Below are 19075 nucleotides of genomic sequence, written 5' to 3'. Positions count from 1 at the left end.
GCACCTTTTCCCGCACCCTATCACCCACGAGGAGCACGCATATGCACGTTTTTGTTACCGGCGGCACCGGCCATTCCGGTCCGTACGTCATCTCCGATCTTATCGCCGCCGGCCATGAGGTCACTGCTCTGGCTCGGTCCGACACGGCCGCGGCGCAGGCAGCTGCGCTCGGCGCCAAGGTACGTCGCGGCAATCTCGAGGATCTCGACGGGCTAAAGGAAGCGGCCGCAGCCTCGGACGGCGTCATTCACCTCGCGCATCGGCAGGACCTGATCCCAACCGGCGGGATCAACGCCGTTGCGGCCGCGGAGCTTGAGATCATGCTCGCCTATGGCGAAGCATTGGCCGGAAGCGGAAAGCCGTTGGTCGTGTCTGGAAGCGTCGGCTCGCCCGGGTGGGAGGGCTTGGGCCGGCCGGCCACCGAGGAGGATCCGCCCCTTCCCGGCGGCGATCCGTACAAGAATACCCTGCGGGTTCGGAACATCGTGGAAACCACGGTGATCGGTCTCGCCGAAAAGGGCATACGGTCTTCGATCGTGCGGATCCCTGAGATCATGCACAGCTCCACCGATAACGCCGGCTTCCTTCCGCTGTTGATCGGGCTGGCCAAGGAAAAGGGTGTCGTCGGCTACCCCGGAGAAGGTGCCAACCGTTGGGGGGCCGTGCATGCCCGTGACCTCGCCACCGTGTTTCGCCTGGCGCTGGAAAAAGGCGCGGCGGGCAGAAGCTGGCATGCAATCGCCGACGTGGCTGTCCCGTACCGCCAGATCGCCGAAGCCATTTCCAGCCGGTTGAATCTGCCGGCCGTGTCTATTCCCGCGGACGTGCTGATGCTGCCTGGCTACTTCGGGTTCCTTGCGAATCTGGTCACGCTGGACACCCCGACATCGAACGCCATCACGCGCCGGGTTCTTGGCTGGGAACCGACCCAGCCCGGACTCTTCGCCGATCTTGATAGCGGTCACTACTTTCCGGCCGACTGATGAGGTGACGGCACACCGCCGGGTCGCACTGCGCCCGGCGGGTGGCCAAGCCGTGACGGCGTAACCCGTCCAGAAACGATGGAAAACTACCCGATTTCAAACGGAGACTGCACATGAGCACTATCAGTATCATCGGTTCGGGAGGCATGGCCGCGGCTGTCGGCGGCCGTATCGCCAAGGCCGGACACACCGTCGAGGTTGTCAGTCGCGATCCCGCCAAGGCGCAGGCGCTTGTCGACAAGATCGCATCCGGAGCGATCACAGGGACTTACGGCACCACTCCGGCGGGCGAGATCGTCATTCTCGCCGTACCGTACACCAATGCGGTGGCTGTATTGGCCGACTTTGGGAAAGCGCTCGACGGTAAGGTGATCATCGATATCACCAACCCGGTCGCTCCCGATCTCTCGGGCCTCGTTACCCCCCACGGCAGTTCCGGTGCGCAGGAGATCGCCAAGGGCGCCCCGGCCAGCGCGCATGTCGTCAAGGCGTTCAATACCCTCTTCGGCCATGTACTTGTGAAGGATGAACGCCTCGATGCGTTCATCGCGGCGGACGATGYGGACGCCAAGGCGCGCGTCTCGACCTTCCTCGAGAGTCTCGGGCTGCGTCCGTTGGATGTCGGCGGCCTGCAGATGGCCCAGACGCTCGAGTGGCTCGGTCTGATGATGATCGGCCTGGCTAAAAACGGCGCCGGCACCTGGGACATCGCCATGAAAGTCGATATCGGCTGAATCACCGACACCACGTCCTCACCAGCAGGCCCACAACGTGTCCGGTTAGATCGGACACGATCCTGGGTAAAGGAAATGGAGAGATTTCGATGAGCACACAAGAGAATGTCCAGACTGTGAAGAATTTTTTTGCAGCCATGGGCCGCGGCGATAAGCCAGGTCTGCTGGCGTTGTCTGCCGCAGATATCGAGTGGATCGCCCCCGTGCGGCGCAGGTCATGCGGTCAGCGACTCGAGTTCTTTGATGGTCATTTCCCCCCACAAAAACGTCGGCTCTTGATGGACGTTACTGGACTCTCGTAGAGCAGAACACCGCTGGAGCTCAAGTAAATACTGGCTTGGAAAAATCCAGAGTAAAATTTTGTAAGCTTTCAAGAAGTATGAAAAAGGAGATGGGGTGCCAGGGGTCGAATGTTCGAATCACTCCGTCCCGACCATATAATTCAATGACTTAGGTCAATGTTCACAGCATTGGCCTTTTTCATGTGCGTGACTTTTGCGTGACTTCTCGATTTTTCACGCGTGCTCTGTCCAGGGTTCACGTAGGCATCATCAGCACAAAGGAGGAATGCCATCTCCTGTTTTCACCTATAGCAGCGGCGCCAAGACTTTCAGGCTACCAAACACTCGTATCAGTACAGCCCGTAGAGTCCAGATTGCTTTGGTACACCTTTTTCCCTCCAAGAGGCACAGTACGGTGACATGAGATCTTGGTGAACAGTTTTGGCACTTGCCCTGCGTTAACCGCCGCGCCTGTATCGCCTACGGCTGACTCAACTACGCTTTAAGTGAAGGTTGAAGACTGCCGAACCCGCTCCTGGGAGGGTCCCGTGAACAGTCACTGGTGGCGCCGCCTGCTCTTGGTGATGATGCTGGTCTGGCTACCGACGGTTTCGACGACGGCGTCGGCTGCGGGCAGTGTCGTGATTCTGACCGTCAACGATGCTATTGGTCCGGCCAGCGCCGACTACGTGGAGCGCGGCTTGATACGCGCGGTGACTGAGGGCGCACAGTTGGTGGTCATCAACCTCGACACCCCCGGCGGGCTGGACACTTCGATGCGCTTGATCATCAAGGCGATTCTGGCCAGCCCCCTGCCAGTGGTCAGTTTCGTTGCCCCTAGTGGCGCACGCGCGGCCAGCGCCGGCACCTATATTTTGTATGCCAGCCACATTGCCGCCATGACCCCGGGTACCAACCTGGGCGCCGCTACGCCGGTGCAGATCGGCAGCCTGCCCGGTACCGCACCCGAACCACCTCGCTCACCCACCACTGACAAGAATTCTCCGCCTGAGCTACGGGACACCTTGACTCGAAAACAGATCAACGATGCGGCAGCTTACATCCGTGGTCTTGCGCAATTGCGCGGACGCAATGCCGACTGGGCCGAACAAGCGGTACGTGAATCGCTCAGCTTGTCGGCCGACGAAGCGCTCAAACTCAAGGTGGTCGATTATGTGGCCAATGACGTGGCAGACCTGCTCAAGCAACTGGACGGTAAGAGCCTGAATGTCGCCGGTCAGACGTTGAAGCTGAGTACCGCCGGGGCTGCACTCATCGATCATGCGCCTGATTGGCGCACACAACTGCTGGCGGTGATCACCAACCCCAGCGTGGCATTGCTGCTGATCATGTTCGGGGTCTATGGGTTGATATTCGAATTCATGAGCCCAGGGTCGGCCGTCGGTGGAGTGCTCGGTGGCATCTGCCTGTTGCTGGGGCTGTATGCCCTGCAACTGTTGCCCGTGAATTACGCCGGGGTCGGACTGATTCTGCTAGGGCTCGCCTTCATGATCGCCGAGGCGTTTCTACCGAGTTTCGGTGTAATCGGCTTGGGTGGGGTGGTTGCCTTTGTAGTCGGCGCAGTGATTTTGATTGACACCGATGTGCCGGGTTTCGGCATTCCGTTGGCGCTGATCATCGGCATGGCACTGATCAGCGCCCTGTTGCTGATGACTCTGGTCGGTATGGCGCTCAAGGCACGACGCCGTGCCCTGGTCAGCGGCGATGCGGGCCTGGTCGGCAGCCTGGCCACAGTGACGGGACTGCTGCCGGATCTGCCGATGAGCGGCTGGGTGCAACTGCAGGGCGAAAAATGGCAAGTGCGCAGCCGCTCGCCCCTGCACCTGGGCCAACAGGTCCGGGTGGTGGCGCGCACGGGTTTGATGCTGGAGGTCATTGCATTGGATGAAACGCCACCGCGAGGAGGTTGATCATGTTCGTCGAATTGGGTTTTGGCGCACTGCTAACCCTGCTCCTTGTGTTGGTGTTCTCAGCCTTGCGGATTCTGCGTGAATACGAGCGCGAGGGCGGGGATTACCAGGCTGTCGGTGATTACGGCGAAGCAAGAGACGTTGAAGTCTCTCGAGTTTTTACATAATAGGGGAGCGTATGGTCCGTCTCCCGGCGGAGAAGAGAAACAAGTCGGTACTGGTTAGATCGTTTATTTCTTTCAGTTATGTAAAAAGATTTAAGTTGCATATCCAAAGCCGATGAAACGGCGTGATGGCTTTAAAGAAATCTGCAATAGCAATTAAACGGCTGCTATAGCAGTCGTAACTCCCCCTGGTACTTCATTAATCTGGCTCCGGCGTCCATTTTTGCTGCTGGATCACCCTCTTGCCGGCCATCCGCCAATCCTTAGAATCCACGCCATCAACTTCGTCCAACTCTCAAATCCTCCGGGGAACAACACCATGATGAACGCCATGCAGATGCCAATGCCAATGAACACCAACATGCCGATGATGGGCATGCCGATGATGATGGCGACCATGACTTGCGACATGATGGACGATGGCATGATGTGCAGGATGATGCCGGCCGCCGGCATGGACATGGCGATGTTCAAGAACAGCGCCGAAATGATGCAGATGATGATGAACTGCGGCATGCCGATGATGATGCATTGCGGCAACATGAGCATGATGGGCATGTCCCCGGCGAGCATGGCCATGCCGATGATGAACATGATGATGCCAATGCCGATGATGGGCATGCCGATGCCATCGATGAAGTGCGTGATGGAATGCACCATGATGGATGACTGCATGATGTGCAAAATCATGCCGATGGCAGGCATGAACATGGACATGATGAAAAGCTGCTGCGCCCTGATGATGAAAATGATGAACGACTGCAGCATGCCGATGATGATGAGCTGCAATGGCATGCCGCTGATGTGCTGCACCTGCTGATCCTTGGCATCAGACGTTAAAAAGCCCGGCAGGGTTAACCCTGCCGGGCTTTTTAATGTCCGCTTTTCAGTCCAGGCGTTCGGGGTAAGTCACCACAAGATAGGCCACCGCCTCACTGTCGGCCGGGTTGCGGTAGCGGTGGGGCTGGTCCGCATAGAACAGGATCGAGTCGCCGGTGGAGAGCAGGTAGCGCTTGTCGTTGACGCTGATCTCCAGCACACCCTGAGCCACCACCAGGTTTTCCTGCACTCCGGGGCCATGTCCTTCGGACTGATCCTCTCCCAACGGGCTCAGGCGCAGTTCGTAAAACTCCGATTGGCGCGCCACGTCGAACGGAAACAGCGCGCGGCTGACAAAGGCGCCGCTGGCACTGACCAGACGTTTGCTCTGGCTGGCCGACAGCATCGCCACCCCTTCGAAGGCCCGATGCTCCAGAAAGGCGGCCACCGACACCTTCAAGCCCTTGGCGATTTTGCACAGCACCTTGATGGACGGCACGCTGCGCCCGGACTCGATCTGCGCCAGCATCGCCCGGCTCACACCACACTGCCGGGCCAGGGCGTCAAGGGAAAGATGACGCTTGCTGCGCAGGCGTTGCAAGTTCTGTGCGACCCGTCCGCAGATCGGGTCTTCTTCCAATGGTTCCAGGTTGTTCAAATCCAGCACCGGTTCGTCGGCGCTCGCCAGAAAGCGCGAGGGTTCTTGCGCATTCACGCGTGACGCGTCTCGCTGGCTTTAGCGGCTTGCACCCACTGAGCGGCCTGCAAACCTGCATTGCGTGCGTACATTTCCCACATGGCCCGCGCCCGTTGCTGAGCCTGTTTGCGTTTGCGGTAGCTGACGAAGTCGATGACGTTGGCTGTCGGATTCATGGGGCACTTCCCTGTGGTGGTAAATGACGGGATGAACTGAGCGTACCCGGATAGTCATATAACTATAAATACTGTTTTTGTATTTATTAATTCTTTTTAGTTATTTTAAGCTCAGGCAATTGGACCGAGGTCTGACCCAGGGGAAGGAACGGAGCAGCTTAAGCTAATTCCAAAAAGATATTTGTTTGTGCTTTTTAAGATCCATTAGCTTTATAGAACTCAGAAAGTATGCCGGGAGCTCCTGTGACTATCATTCCATCCTCTTTTGCGACTGCCCGGCCCGAGTCTGCTCAACGACTTGCGAAACCCTCCGACGATCAAGCCAATGAGGATGATGTGGTCCTTGAGCTGCGAAACGTCACCAAAGCCTATCTGCGAAAAAAAGGTTCTTCTGCACCACCGGCAGTGAGCAATGTCAGCTTGAAGGTGCGTCGGGGCGAGGTCTTGTGCTTGATGGGGACGTCTGGAAGCGGCAAGTCGACGTTGTTGCGTCACATCAACCGCTTGATCGAACCCACGAGTGGTGAAGTCTTGATCGAGGGTCAAGCGATCAGCGGGTTGAGCCACAAGGCTTTACGTGATTTGAGGTCGCGACGCATCGGTATGGTGTTTCAGCATTTTGGTTTGTTACCTCACCGCACAGTGCTGGATAACGTCGCGCTTGCGCTGGAGTTGCGGGGCGAACGTGAGTCGATTCGTCACGCGGCAGCCTCCCTGCAGTTGCAGGCGGTAGGGCTGGAAGGTTGGGGCGAGCATTATCCGCATGAGCTCTCCGGCGGCATGCAGCAACGTGTCGGCCTGGCACGGGCCTTGGTGACGGAGCCTGAAATTCTGCTGATGGACGAGCCTTTCAGTGCTCTGGACCCAACCATCCGCCGAGATCTGCAAAGCCATTTCCTTGCACTGGCCCGCGAGCGCGGCATCAGCACCTTGATAGTCACGCATGATCCGGCCGAAGCCATACGCCTGGCAGACCGAATAGCTGTGCTGCGCCATGGCCGTCTGGTGCAGTTGGGCACTCCAGAACAGTTGCTTGAACATCCCGCTGACGCCGAAGTCGCGGACTTCTTTCGGGATTGCACATCCACACGATCCCCTCTGTACAGCGTGGACAGCGTTAGCTTCAAGGCTCCAGAAAGTGAACTGCGCGAGCATTCCGCTACCCCTGGCTTGCGTGGGTGGCAAGCTCTTTTGCTGGGGCCGGCGGCCCTGGGGGCGCGGGCCAAGGGCGGATTGTTCTGGCTTACGTTTGCCAGCGAACTCGCGGCATTGGCCGTCCTGGGTCAAGGCATTGCCAGTACATCGTTGTTTGCGGTGCTGGCGGCAGTCGTCGTGTTCGCTGCCAGCCGCTTCACTGCGTTCTCGCTGAGCCGCGCGCCCGTGCGACGAAACGCATCGGGTTGGGTTCTGCCGTTGGTGGTACTGCTGGTCAGTCAGGCCTTGGTGGTCTGGCGAGTCATTACGCCTGACACGACGAATGCAGTGCTGCAGTTCCCGGCCAATCGCCAGGCGCTACTGCTGGCAGCGCAGAGCATTGACGAATTTATCGGCTGGTCTCAGGTCACGTTCGAGGGGGCATTTATCGGCGTGATCGTTGTCGTTCGCACCGTCATCGAAGGGATTGAAAACCTGCTGGGCTGGCTGCCCTGGACGGTGTCGGCGCTGGCGCTGGTGTTGCTGGCCTGGCGTTCGGCTGGCGTCGCGTTGGCGCTGACCAGCAGCGCGGCGTTGTTGTACATCGGCCTGTTCGGCTTCTGGGAGCGAACCATCGCTACGCTGGCGCTGGTCGGTTCGTCGGTACTGATTGCTCTGGTCATCGGTGTACCCACCGGCATTGTGCTGGCGAAGCGGCCGCTGGTACGACGGCTGCTCACACCTTTGCTGGATGTCATGCAGACGCTGCCAACCTTTGTCTATCTGATTCCTGCCGTGGCGTTCTTCTCGGTGGGCAAGACCCCGGCCGTGATCGCGACGGTGATTTTCGCGCTGGCGCCGATGATCCGTTTGACCTCGTTGGGTATTCAGGAAGTACCGAAGGACGCTGTCGAGGCTGCCGTCGCGCACGGCGCCAGTTCTTGGCAAACCCTGATCAAGGTGCAGTTGCCGCTCGCTCGCCGTTCGCTGTTGCTGGGAATTAACCAGACGATCGTCATGAGCCTGTCGATGGTGGTTGTGGCCGCGCTGATCGGCGCCGGCGGACTGGGTTATGACGTGATGACAGCACTGCGCAATATCAAGGGTGGCGAGGGTGTGCTCGCCGGCGTGGCGATTGTCCTGTGCGCGCTGATCCCTGACCGAATCATTCAATCGAGCTTGCGCAAGCAAGATCACCTGCACAACTGACGTGAGACTTATCATGAAGACACACTTATCGCGCACTGTGGGCGCAGCCGCGCTGCTGGCCTCCCTGATTCTCCCGGCAACCGTGTTGGCCAAGGAAAAGATCGTCATTGGCGAGCAGAACTGGACAGGTGCAATCGCCATTCAGAACATCCTCGCAGAGGTGATCAAAACCCGACTGGACGGCGATGTTTCGTACCTGGCCGGGGATGTCGCGGTGCTGCTCAGTGCCGCCGCGAAAGGCGACGGCTCGGTCGATGTGTTGACCGACATCTGGCTGCCCAATCAGTCGGCTGCCTGGAACAAGTACGTCACGGGTGGCTCCCGTTCACTGGTGCCAAACGTCAAGCCTTATGCGGGCGAACAAGGGTTCTATATCCCCGGGTATTTGCAGGACAAATACGGCGTTAAATCCATCTACGACCTGAAAAAGCCCGAAGTGGCCAAGCTGTTTGAGCCACTGGGCGGCGGCAAGGCTGAGTTGCTGGTGGGGCCGGCCGGCTGGGAGTCGACTTACATTGGCCAGATCAAGGCCAAGGATTACGGGTTTGCCGATAAGTTCGAGTCGGTGTCCACGGAAGCTTCCGTGACCTATGCCAAGCTGGCCTCGGCCTACAAGGCGCAACGTGGCGTGGTGTTTTATGCCTACACCCCGGACTGGATCTTCTCGGCCTATGACCTGCGTCGCCTCGAAGAGCCCGCATTCGACGGCTACGCCCAGGACAACAAAAAAGGTGACCCGCTCTACAAGGTCGATGGCTGCTGGAAATTCATCAGCCCGACGGTCGATCCCGACTGGCTGAACAAAAGTCAGATTACCTGTGCCTTCCCGGATGCCAGGGTTCATGTCCTGGCGTCCGCAGCCTTGCAGACACGCGCCCCGAAAATTGCCGAGTTCCTGAAGAATGTCGCCATCGACCCGGCGCAGCTCAATGAGCTGATCCTGAAGATCGAAAAGGAAAAACTGCCGGCTGACGTCGCGGCCAAAGAGTGGGTTCAGGCGAACACCGCCAAGGTTGATCAATGGCTGTCCGCGTCGGCGCCTAAGGTGAGTGCAAGCCAATGAGTCAATCTTCTTTGCGTTTACTCGATGGCGGTATGGGGCGCGAGCTGAAACGTATCGGGGCGCCGTTTCGTCAGCCTGAATGGTCAGCGCTCGCACTGATCGAGGCGCCCGGGTTTGTGCTTCGGGCGCATAGGGCGTTCGTGGATGCCGGTGCCCGGATAATCACCACCAACAGCTACGCGGTTGTGCCTTTTCATATAGGTGAAGAGCGCTTTGCCGCGCAGGGGCGAGTGCTGGCTGAGCGGGCTGGGCGGCTCGCTCGTCAGGCGGCGTCCGAGAGTGCCGAGCCGGTGACCGTGGCCGGCTCGTTACCGCCGGCTCTCGGATCCTATCGGCCGGACCTGTTCGATCATCAACGTTCTGTCACGATCCATCGAGAGCTTATTGCCGGGTTGCGGGCGCATGTCGATGTCTGGTTAGCGGAAACTCAGAGTTCTACGGCTGAAGTCAGGGCGGTAGCAGAGGCGCTGGGCACCGAGCTCAAACCGTTGTGGGTGTCGTTTACGCTTCTGGATGAGGTCAATGAGTCACCGCAACTGCGTTCCACTGAGCCAGTCGGCGAGGCGGTACGCGTGGCGGCCGAGTTGGGTGCGAGAGTCGTGCTGTTCAATTGCAGTCAGCCGGAAGTCATGGCAGCGGCTCTGGCCGAAGCCCGGGATGTTCTTGATAGCCTCGACCAGAGCATTGAGCTAGGGGTTTACGCCAACGCATTTCCTCCCGTCAGCACAGAGGCCAAAGCCAACAGTACATTGCTGGAGATTCGTAGCGATCTGGATCCCGAGTCATATTTGCGTTGGTCCAGATCCTGGGTAGCGGCTGGCGCCAGTATTGTTGGAGGATGCTGTGGAATCGGCCCAGAGCACATCGCGCAGTTGCACCTGCACTTGTTGGCGGACAGTGGGGTCGCTGGAACATGAGCGATCTTCAACAGGAAACACAGGTTGAGCAGGCGACTTTTGGTGCCGGCTGTTTTTGGGGCGCTGAGGCGCCATTCAGAACATTGCCGGGCGTGCTCGGAGCTGATGGCGATGGCGATGGCGCTTTCATGGCAACTCCCTTCAAGCGTTCTGCGTTGACAGTGTTGGCGACCTCCCTGGCTGCGGCGAGTATGTTACTGAGCTCCGGCGTTCACGCCGAAGGCAAGATCAGCATTGCCCAGCAATTTGGTATCGGTTACCTGATATTGGATGTGGTACGGGATCAGCAGCTCATCGAGAAACATGGCAAGGGGCAGGGCCTCGATATCAAGGTCGACTGGAACAGCATCTCCGGTGCCACGGCGATGAACGAGGCACTGTTGGCCGGCGCGCTGGATGTGGTGTCAGCCGGCGTGCCGCCGATGCTCACGATCTGGGACCGGACAAAAGGCAAGCAGAACGTCAAGGCCATTGCCTCGCTGGGCTCGATGCCCAATTACCTGCTGACGAATAAACCGAATGTGAAGAGCCTCAAGGACTTCACCGAGAAAGATCGCATTGCCGTACCGGCGGCGGGGGTCGGTTTCCAGTCGCGCACGCTGCAGATCGAAACGGCCAAACAGTTCGGCAAAGACAATTTCAAGAAGTTTGACGATATCTCGATCAGCCTTGCGCACCCGGATGCTACAGCGGCGCTGATCGCTGGCGGTTCAGAGATCAATTCACATTTTTCCAGTCCGCCGTTCCAGTACCAGGAACTGCAGAATCCCAACGTGCACAAGGTACTGAGCTCCTACGACGTACTCGGCGGGCAGGCCACGTTTAACGTGCTGTACACCACTGAAAAATTCCACGACGAAAACCCGAAAACCTACAAGGCGTTCTACGACGCGCTGGCCGAGGCCGAGAAAATAATCAAGGCTGACAAGTCCGCGGCAGCCCAGATCTATATCCGGGTGGAGCAGTCGAAGCTGGCCTTGCCGCTGGTTGAGAAAATCGTCGCCGACCCCGAAATCGACTTTACCGTCGTGCCACAGCGCACCTTCATCTATGCCGAAAAATTGCAGGAGTTAGGCGTACTGAAAAACAAGGCGGCCAGCTGGAAGGACTACTTCTTTGAAGAAGCCCACGGCGGTGCGGGCAGCTGAACCGGGGCATCAGTGCCCTTGACTGCTTTTGATCAACTCATACGCCCGACGCACTAGCGGGTTTACGGTGTTCGGGCGAATCCACAAGTGATAGGTCACGTCTGGCAGTCGCGGCAATCCGTCATTTTCACCCAGTACGCGCATGTCCGGGCCGAGCATTTCCATACTTCTGGGGGTGACGCCCAGTCCCGCACGCGTCGCCGCTTTGATGCCGATCAGGTTCGATGCCAGGTAAGCCTGGCGCCAGGGAATGTTGGCGCGCTCCAGGGCCTCCAGCGCGTAGCGGCGATAGATACTCGGTTCCTCGACGAGAATCAGTGGCAAGGGTTCGCCCGGAGTATGGATGTACTGGGCCGAGCAAATCCACCACACCGGCGAGGTGCGCAAGGCAAAACCTTCAAGGCTGGAGTCTTCTCGGGTGGAAATCACCATGTCGACTTTGCCCCGGTGCAGGTCGTCCATCAGAAACGGGCTACGACCCACATCAATCTCCAGACGTAAGCGCGGTGCCGATCGCGCGATGTGGCTAAGCATGGGCGGCAGGATGGTGTCGGCGATGTCGTGGGGCGAACCGATGCGCAGCACGCCGCTCAGGCTGCTTTCGCGCAATGAGTTCAGCGCGTCGTCGTTGAGCGAAAGCATCTGCCGGGCATGCCGTAACAACTGCTGTCCGGCTTCCGTAAGGTGCTTTTGCCGCCCGCGTTTTTCGAACAGGCTCACGCCCACCTGTTGCTCCAGGCGTTGCATGTGCTGGGTGACCGACGACTGAGTGCGGGCCATTCGTGCACCGGCCTCGGCAAAACTGTGGTGATCGACCACGGCAATGAAGGTGCGCAGTAATTCGAGATCGAGGGTCGACATGGCGGCTGCTTTTATATCAAGGGCGCGAACATAAACATTACATATATTTATGTGTTAGGAGAAATTGATTTTTCTGTAAGCAGGTATAGGTCAATAAACGTTGGCTTATAAGCGTTCTTCTAAAAAATGACAGCGCCTGAGCTATAACGATATTAGATATTTGTATTTCCGTTACCTTGGCGCAGTACGCAGGATGCCCACTCATCAGATCGGGGTTACGCCGATCATCCATGAGGGGAAATCCATGTTGTTTGAGCGCACGCTTGTAAAACGATTATTGCCTGCGATGTTGGGTGCCTTGATTTCGCTGGCTGCCAGCACCGCTGCCCAAGCCGATGCGACGCTGGACAAAATCGAGCAGCGTCATGTGCTGGTGGTCGGCGTGCTGCTGTCGGGTGGCCCCTTTGGCGGGATCGATCCAGCCACGCAAAAACCGCGAGGCCTGAACGTTGAGCTCGCTCAGGAGTTGGGTCGGCAGTTGGGTGCTGAAGTCGAACTGGTGCCGGTGTTGCCGGCCAACCGTGTGCAGTTTCTGCAGCAGGGCAAAGTCGATTTGCTGATTGCCAACATGGAATGGACGGCGGAACGCGGCGAAATTCTCGGTTTTGTGCCGACGCCGTTTTACCGGGTCGGCGGCACCGCCGCAGTCCTCAAGGACAGCAAGATCGCACGTTGGGAAGACCTCAAAGGACAACCGGTCTGCACCTCGCAAGGCAGCAGCTACGTCAAACCGCTCACCGAGTTGGGTGTCGAGATCAAGGCCTTCAAGAGCTCGTCCGAATCCTTGCTGGCACTGCGCGGCAACAACTGCGTCGCGGCGGTGCACGACGCCACGCTGGTCAACCCGTTGATCGCCGACAGTCCCGAATGGAAGGACTACCGGGCGATCACCCCGGAACTGAACCCGGCGCCTTCAGTGATCTGGACCCGTCGCGGAGAGAGCGATACCCAGGCGAAGCTCGACCCGATCGTCAAGGAGCTGCACCGCAGCGGCTGGTTGATCGAGGCCCAGACCCGCAACCGCATCACGCCTGCATCGCCGGCGCTGGTCGAGCTGCAAAAGAAGTTTCAGGCCAACGGCGTCTGATTCATCTCATCGTCTTCAATACGCCGCCGCATTGCGCGACGGCCGTTCAAGGTAGTCGCGCATGAATCGTCTTTTTTCCGCTAAAACCCTGTCCTCGCTGTGCCTGGCCGGCGCTGTCGCATTGGCTGCAAGCCTGGCCCGGGCCGATGCCACGCTGGACAAGATCGAGCAGCGTCACGCCATCACTGTCGGGGTGATTCTCAGCGGCCCGCCATTCGGCACCATCGACCCGAAGACCGGTGAACACCTGGGCTACAACGTCGAGCTCGCCAAGGGCGTGGCCAAGGCCTTGGGCGTCGAGGCCAACACCGTCTCGGTGCTGGCGCCGAACCGTGTGCAGTTCCTGCAGCAGGGCAAGGTCGACATCCTGATCGCCAACATGCAGTTCACCGAAGAACGCGGCGAGATTCTCGATTACGTGCCCACGCCATACGAGGAAGTAGGCGGCGCGGCGTTGATTCGCAAAGGCTCGGGCATTGCCCAGTGGGCCGACCTCAAGGGCAAACCGGTGTGCGTGTCCCAGGGCAGCAACTTCATCAAGCCGCTGCAGGAAACCTACGGCGCCGAGATCAAGGCATTCCGCAGCCAGTCCGAATCGTTGTTGTCCCTGCGCGGCAACGGTTGCGTGGCGGCGGTGCATGTCAGCCCGACCATGCATGCGTTGTTGAGCGATGCCGAATGGGCGGGTTACGAGATCCCGTTGCCGGGTGACTTGATCCCGTCGAACTCGGTGATCTGGTTGCGCAAGGGTGAGCAGGATACCCAGGCGAAACTGGACGCCATCGTGCGCGATTGGCACCGCAGCGGCTGGCTGATCGAGCTCGGCGAACGCACGGACATGGCACCGTCTCAGGCGCTGCGTGACTTGCACGAAAAATATCGCAACGCCGCGCCGCTGGCGGTGCTTCCGTGAGTCTGTTCGCAGACTTGCAGCAACTGCTCGGCGCGAGCCATGTGCAGAGCAGCGAAGAGGCCGCGCCGTACCTGACTGACAAACAGGGACGTTACGTTGGCCAGGTCGTTGCCGCCGTGCACCCGGCCAACACCGAAGAAGTTGCGGCCGTGGTCCGCGCCTGTGTGGCCGCCGATACGCCGGTGGTGGTGCAGGGCGGTAATACCGGGCTGATGGGCGGCGCCACGCCGGACGCCAGCGGTCGTGCGGTGTTGCTGTTGCTGGATCGCCTGAACCGGGTGCGCGCTGTGGACACCGACAACGACACGTTGACCGTCGAAGCCGGCTGCATTCTGCAAAACGTGCAGGACGTCGCCCGCAACGCCGGTCGCCTGTTTCCCCTCAGTCTGGGCGCCGAAGGCAGTTGCACCATTGGCGGCAATCTCGGCACCAATGCCGGTGGTACCGCCGTATTGCGCTACGGCAATACCCGCGAGCTGACGCTGGGGCTGGAAGTGGTAACCGCCCAGGGCGAAATCTGGAACGGCCTGCGCGGTCTGCGCAAGGACAACACCGGCTACGATCTGCGTGACCTGTACATCGGCAGTGAAGGCACCCTCGGTATTATCACTGCCGCCACGCTGAAACTGTTCCCGCTGCCCAAGGCTCAGGCTACGGCGTTATTGGCCTTTGATTCGCTGGCGCAAGCGGTGCAATTCCTGTCCCATGCCCGTGCCGGGTTTGGAGCCAGCCTCACGGCTTTCGAACTGCTCAGTGCCGACTGCCTGGCCTTGTTGCACGAACAATTTCCCGAAGGTCCGCAACCTTTCCTCGGTGTCAGTCAGCCTTGGTTCGCGTTGCTGGAACTCTCGGATAACCACAGCGAAACTCACGCCCGCGAAGCCTTTGAAGCGGTGCTTGGCGATGCGTTCGAAAAGGACTTGCTGGCCAATGCGCTGATCGCCGAAAGCCTCGCGCAAAGCGACGCGCTGTGGCTGTTGCGCGAAAACATGAGCGAGGCGCAGAAGCGCGCCGGTCGCAACATGAAGCACGATATCTCGGTGCCGATTTCCCAGGTCGTGGCGTTCGTCAGCCACACCGATGCGCTGTTGCAGGCGCACTTTCCCGGTGTTCGCCATTTCACCTTCGGCCATCTGGGCGACGGCAACCTGCATTACAACGTCGCTCATCCGCTGGATTCGACGGTGGATGCGCACATGGCGAATTACGCGGCACTCAGTCTTCTGGTGCACGACAGTGCCCATGCCCGCGGTGGTTCCATCAGCGCTGAACACGGCATCGGCCAACGCAAGCTGGGCCTGCTGGGGCGCTACAAAAGCGCGGTGGAGCTGGATCTGATGCGGCGTATCAAACAAGCCATGGACCCGAAGAATCTGCTCAATCCGGGCAAGGTCGTGGAGGTAAGTCAGTCATGACGCTCAGACTTTCCAAGCGTGTGCAGCGCGTCTCCCTGTCGGCCAATGCCGCCGCCAAATCCCGCGCTACCGAATTGCGTGAGGCCGGTCACGACATCCTCGACCTGACCACCGGCGAGCCGGATTTCGACACGCCTGAACACATCAAGCAGGCGGCGTATTCCGCGATCGCCGCCGGTGCCACCAAGTACACGCCGACGCCTGGGGTGAAAGCCTTGCGGCTCGCCGTGCAGCGCAAACTCCAGCGGGAAAACCGCCTGGACTATTCGCTGCCCTCCATCGTGATTGCCAACGGCGCCAAGCAGGTCATCTTCAACGCGTTCGCCGCGACCCTCGACGATGGCGATGAAGTGCTGGTGCCCACGCCTTACTGGCCATCGTTCCCGGACAGCGTACGGTTCAACGGTGGCGAACCGGTGTTCATCGAATGCGGGCTTGAGCAGGGCTGCAAGCTCACGGCACACCAGCTTGAACAACACATCGGCGAGCGCACGCGCTGGCTGATCCTCAACGGTCCCGGCAATCCCAGTGGTGCGGTGTACAGCGCGGTGGAGTTGCAGGCGCTGGCCGAGGTGCTGCGCCGTCATCCGCAGGTGTTGATTCTGCTGGATGAGCTCTACGAGCACATTCGTTTCGACGGTCAGCCGGCGCAGAACCTGCTCAATGTCGCACCGGATCTGCAGGAGCGTTGCCTGCTGGTGGGCGGTGTGTCGAAGACGTATGCCATGACCGGCTGGCGCATCGGTTTTGGCGCAGGGCCACAGGTGCTGACCAGTGCGATGGCTGTGGTGCAATCGCAATCCACTTCCGGGGCGTCCTCGGTGGGCCAGGCCGCCGCGTTGGCGGCCTTCGAAGGCGGGCTGGATTTCCTGCCCGAGCAGGTCGTGGCCTATCAGCAGCGTCGGGATCTGTTGGTGAGCGCCTTGCGCGCTGTCGACGGTCTTGAAGTGCTTGAGCCGCAGGGCGGCTTCTTCGTGTTTGTCCGTTGTGCCGGTTTGCTGGGGCGTTATCGCCCCGACGGCAACCGCTTGAACAGCGACGCTGACGTCGTCGCCTATTTGCTGGAAGAGGGCGTGGCCGGTGTGGCGGGCAGTGCGTATGGCTTGTCGCCGTGGTTTCGCCTGTCCATCGCCACCGCGACCGACAGCGTCGCTGAAGCCGGGCGCCGCATCGCTCGGGCCTGCGCGCAACTGCGGGGGACGGCATGAGTCACTGGCTGGATCTTTTCGTCCACTGGACCGCCGGTTTCGGTCTGAACTACAGCTTTCTGCTGGACGCCTATCAGCGCGCAAGCCTGGTGCAAGGCGCGCTGACCACGGTGTGGTTGTGCCTGTTCACCATCGTTGGCAGTTTGCTCGCCGGTGTCGGCTTGGCGGCGATGCTGACGTCGGGAAAACCCTGGCTGGCGAAACCGGCGCGGGTCTTCGTCGAAGTCACTCGCAACACGCCGACGCTGGTGCAGCTGTATTGCGCGTTCCTGGTGTTGAACATGCTGCTGACCCAGGCGGTCGGCGCGGCGAACCCGCTGACGCCGTTCGCCTGGGTGGTGATCGTGATCTCGCTGCACAAGGGCGCGTTCCATGCCGAAGCCTTGCGCGCCGGCATCGAAGCGGTGCCGACCGTGACACTGGAAGCCGCCAGTTCCCTTGCGTTCAGCAGCCGCCAATTGCTGTGGAATGTGCAACTGCCGCTGGCGGTGCGCTTCGCCTTGCCGTCGCTGATCAACAACCTGATCGACCTGGTGAAGATGACCGCCGTGGCCTCGGCGATTGCCGTCGGCGACATCACCTACGCGTCGATCATGATCTGGACCCAGAGCGATAACGTGCTGGAGCTGATGATCCTGATCCTGAGCTTTTTCGGTCTTCTGAGTTTTATCGTCAATTGTGTGGGGCGCTACCTGGAAGCGCACTTGAGGATGCCCGGTTATGGCCATTGAATCGTCCGTCACCGCGCCGGTGGCCTGGTCGCGTCGGCATGTCGGCAAGCTGTTGCTGTTGCTCGGCACCGTGCTCTGGCTGCTATGGTTCGCCCCGCAAAGCCTGGTGCTCAACGCCTTGCTGCAATGGTCGCCGGCACTGGTTGCGGGCTTTGGCCAGAACATTCTGATCAGCCTGGTCGCCATCGCGCTGGGTTCGGTGCTGGGGTTACTGGTGGGGGCGCTGGCATTGTCGCCATTGCGCTTGCTGCGTTTGCCGGCGCGGATCTGGGTGCAGATTTTCCGCAATGCGCCGTGGCTGGTGCTGATCTATTTCACCACCTATGTGTTCCCGTTCGAGGTCAGGATCGGCAGCACCTATGTCTCGTTCCCCGACTGGGCCAAGGTCACCCTCGGGCTAGCGCTACCGGCGAGTGCCAACGTCGCGGAAATTTTCCGTGGTGCCATTGCCTCGATCCCCAGCACCCAATGGGAAGCCGCACGTTCCCTGGCGTTTACCCGCGGACAGATTTTCCGCTCGATCATCTTGCCGCAGTGCTTCAAACGCATGTTGCCGCCGTGGATGAACCTCTACGCCGTGATCACCATGGGCACGGCGCTGGCCTCGCTGGTGGGCGTGCATGACGTGATCGACACCGCGCAGATCGCCAGCAACACCGTGAACATGACCGGCTTCACCGTGGTGATTTACCTGAGCCTGCTGGTGTTGTTCTTCGCTTATTGCTACCCGATTTCCCGTCTCACCCAACGCCTGGAGCGACGTTATGCCTTCTACTGAAACCGTCGCCGAGCCTCTGGTCAGCCTGCGCGATCTGCACCTGTCGTTCGCCAGCAATCCGGTACTCAAAGGCATCGACCTTGATGTGCACCGTGGACAGGCGGTGTCGATCATCGGCCCGTCCGGTTCCGGCAAGTCGACGATTCTGCGTTGCATCACCGGGTTGTTGCAGCCGCAGCGCGGCACTATCCGCGTCGGCGCCACCGAGGTGCATAACCTGGCGCAGGAAGCCCAGCGCATCGAGTTGCGCAAGCGCGTGGGGTTTGTGTTCCAGCAGTACAACCTGTTCCCGCATTTGTCGGTGCTCGAAAATCTGGCGATTGCGCCGCGCAAGGTGTTGGGGCGCAGCCGCGCCGATGCCGAAAAAGACGGGCGTGCCTTGCTGGCGAAAGTGCGCATGGAGCACAAGGCCGATGCCTATCCGGGGCAACTGTCCGGCGGCCAGCAACAGCGCGTGGCGATTGCCCGGGCGCTGGCGATGCGCCCGGAACTGATCCTGTTCGATGAAGTGACCTCGGCCCTTGACCCGGAAACCGTCGGCGAGGTGCTGACGGTGATTCGCGAGCTGACCGAAGAGGGCATGACCTGCGTTCTGGTCACCCACGAAATGCGCTTCGCCGAAGAGATCAGCGACATCGTCTACTTCACCGAAAACGGCGTGATCGTCGAACACGGCAGCGCCGCACAGATTTTTCAGCACCCGACCAGTGAGCGCACCCAGGAATTCCTGCGTCATGCCTTGGGTGATCCGGGGCGCCGTCCCGCCGTTGCCAACGATCCGTATCTGCTGACCAACCTGGGTCGCTACAGCCTGTCCGTCTAACAC

At 59.9% G+C, this 19075-nt stretch carries 20 protein-coding genes and 1 riboswitch; of the genes, 17 read left to right on the top strand and 3 right to left on the bottom strand.

Annotated elements, in window-relative coordinates; all coding sequences use genetic code 11:
* Positions 1-41: 41 nt before the first annotated feature.
* The 6 genes from AC1DU9_RS11420 (at position 42) to AC1DU9_RS11395 (ending at position 4913) form a co-directional block, all read left to right on the top strand.
* Positions 42-983 carry an SDR family oxidoreductase gene (locus AC1DU9_RS11420; RefSeq protein WP_223457229.1) on the top strand — a complete coding sequence of 314 codons (942 nt, stop codon included), beginning with the start codon at positions 42-44 and terminating at the stop codon, positions 981-983.
* A gap of 113 nt (positions 984-1096) precedes the next feature.
* Positions 1097-1717 (top strand): NADPH-dependent F420 reductase, encoded by a 621-nt coding sequence (locus tag AC1DU9_RS11415; RefSeq protein ID WP_477810173.1) that lies wholly within the window; start codon positions 1097-1099, stop codon positions 1715-1717.
* A gap of 89 nt (positions 1718-1806) precedes the next feature.
* Positions 1807-2019 (top strand): hypothetical protein, encoded by a 213-nt coding sequence (locus AC1DU9_RS11410; protein WP_477810172.1) that lies wholly within the window; start codon positions 1807-1809, stop codon positions 2017-2019.
* A 233-nt stretch (positions 2020-2252) separates the two neighbouring features.
* A riboswitch (Fluoride riboswitch) is annotated at positions 2253-2304 on the bottom strand.
* 242 nt (positions 2305-2546) lie between these two features.
* A complete protein-coding gene (locus AC1DU9_RS11405) occupies positions 2547-3929 on the top strand; it encodes an NfeD family protein (protein WP_477810171.1) in 1383 nt (460 codons plus the stop codon).
* 2 nt (positions 3930-3931) lie between these two features.
* The gene (locus AC1DU9_RS11400; RefSeq protein WP_477810170.1) at positions 3932-4096 is read left to right on the top strand and encodes a hypothetical protein; all 165 of its coding nucleotides are present in this window, start codon (positions 3932-3934) and stop codon (positions 4094-4096) included.
* Positions 4097-4412: 316 nt separating this feature from the next.
* Positions 4413-4913, top strand: coding sequence for a hypothetical protein (locus tag AC1DU9_RS11395; RefSeq protein WP_477810169.1), 501 nt, complete (start codon positions 4413-4415; stop codon positions 4911-4913).
* 66 nt (positions 4914-4979) lie between these two features.
* Here the strand turns inward: AC1DU9_RS11395 and AC1DU9_RS11390 are convergent, their stop codons facing one another.
* Positions 4980-5570, bottom strand: coding sequence for a helix-turn-helix domain-containing protein (locus AC1DU9_RS11390; protein WP_477810188.1), 591 nt, complete (start codon positions 5568-5570; stop codon positions 4980-4982).
* A 53-nt stretch (positions 5571-5623) separates the two neighbouring features.
* Entirely contained in the window at positions 5624-5785 is a 162-nt protein-coding gene (locus AC1DU9_RS11385) for a hypothetical protein (RefSeq protein WP_477810168.1), read from the bottom strand.
* Between the two features lie 228 nt (positions 5786-6013).
* On the opposite strand from AC1DU9_RS11385, the gene AC1DU9_RS11380 reads away from it, so the two are divergent.
* From AC1DU9_RS11380 to AC1DU9_RS11365, 4 genes are all read left to right on the top strand, one after another.
* The gene (locus AC1DU9_RS11380) at positions 6014-8128 is read left to right on the top strand and encodes an ATP-binding cassette domain-containing protein (RefSeq protein WP_477810167.1); all 2115 of its coding nucleotides are present in this window, start codon (positions 6014-6016) and stop codon (positions 8126-8128) included.
* A 13-nt stretch (positions 8129-8141) separates the two neighbouring features.
* Positions 8142-9191, top strand: a complete 1050-nt coding sequence (locus tag AC1DU9_RS11375) for an ABC transporter substrate-binding protein (protein ID WP_477810166.1) — start codon at positions 8142-8144, stop codon at positions 9189-9191.
* The gene (locus AC1DU9_RS11370; RefSeq protein WP_223457259.1) at positions 9188-10108 is read left to right on the top strand and encodes a homocysteine S-methyltransferase family protein; all 921 of its coding nucleotides are present in this window, start codon (positions 9188-9190) and stop codon (positions 10106-10108) included. Before AC1DU9_RS11375 ends, AC1DU9_RS11370 begins: the two co-directional genes overlap by 4 nt.
* A 128-nt stretch (positions 10109-10236) precedes the next feature.
* Entirely contained in the window at positions 10237-11256 is a 1020-nt protein-coding gene (locus AC1DU9_RS11365) for an ABC transporter substrate-binding protein (protein ID WP_223457352.1), read from the top strand.
* A 9-nt stretch (positions 11257-11265) separates the two neighbouring features.
* Here the strand turns inward: AC1DU9_RS11365 and AC1DU9_RS11360 are convergent, their stop codons facing one another.
* Positions 11266-12117, bottom strand: a complete 852-nt coding sequence (locus tag AC1DU9_RS11360; RefSeq protein ID WP_223457261.1) for a LysR substrate-binding domain-containing protein — start codon at positions 12115-12117, stop codon at positions 11266-11268.
* A gap of 244 nt (positions 12118-12361) precedes the next feature.
* Here AC1DU9_RS11360 and AC1DU9_RS11355 point away from each other — a divergent pair, with 244 nt between their 5' ends.
* The 7 genes from AC1DU9_RS11355 to AC1DU9_RS11325 all read left to right on the top strand — a co-directional run bounded on the left by AC1DU9_RS11355 (position 12362) and on the right by AC1DU9_RS11325 (position 19072).
* Entirely contained in the window at positions 12362-13204 is an 843-nt protein-coding gene (locus AC1DU9_RS11355; protein WP_477810165.1) for a transporter substrate-binding domain-containing protein, read from the top strand.
* A gap of 61 nt (positions 13205-13265) precedes the next feature.
* Complete coding sequence (locus tag AC1DU9_RS11350; RefSeq protein WP_223457266.1) at positions 13266-14117, top strand: transporter substrate-binding domain-containing protein; 852 nt, start codon at positions 13266-13268, stop codon at positions 14115-14117.
* Positions 14114-15532, top strand: coding sequence for an FAD-binding oxidoreductase (locus AC1DU9_RS11345; RefSeq protein ID WP_223457268.1), 1419 nt, complete (start codon positions 14114-14116; stop codon positions 15530-15532). Before AC1DU9_RS11350 ends, AC1DU9_RS11345 begins: the two co-directional genes overlap by 4 nt.
* Positions 15529-16740 (top strand): aminotransferase class I/II-fold pyridoxal phosphate-dependent enzyme, encoded by a 1212-nt coding sequence (locus AC1DU9_RS11340; protein WP_223457270.1) that lies wholly within the window; start codon positions 15529-15531, stop codon positions 16738-16740. The genes AC1DU9_RS11345 and AC1DU9_RS11340 overlap by 4 nt, the downstream gene beginning before the upstream one ends.
* Positions 16737-17471, top strand: a complete 735-nt coding sequence (locus tag AC1DU9_RS11335) for an amino acid ABC transporter permease (protein WP_223457272.1) — start codon at positions 16737-16739, stop codon at positions 17469-17471. Before AC1DU9_RS11340 ends, AC1DU9_RS11335 begins: the two co-directional genes overlap by 4 nt.
* Positions 17461-18249 carry an amino acid ABC transporter permease gene (locus AC1DU9_RS11330; protein ID WP_477810164.1) on the top strand — a complete coding sequence of 263 codons (789 nt, stop codon included), beginning with the start codon at positions 17461-17463 and terminating at the stop codon, positions 18247-18249. The genes AC1DU9_RS11335 and AC1DU9_RS11330 overlap by 11 nt, the downstream gene beginning before the upstream one ends.
* Positions 18236-19072: an amino acid ABC transporter ATP-binding protein gene (locus AC1DU9_RS11325; protein ID WP_223457276.1), complete on the top strand. Its 837-nt coding sequence runs from the start codon at positions 18236-18238 to the stop codon at positions 19070-19072. The genes AC1DU9_RS11330 and AC1DU9_RS11325 overlap by 14 nt, the downstream gene beginning before the upstream one ends.
* The last annotated feature ends 3 nt before the right edge of the window (positions 19073-19075 follow it).

It is taken from the genome of Pseudomonas sp. P4_C1 (assembly GCF_056402155.1).
Note: the sequence above shows the minus strand (reverse complement) of the source record. Positions and strands in the feature narration are given on the sequence as shown.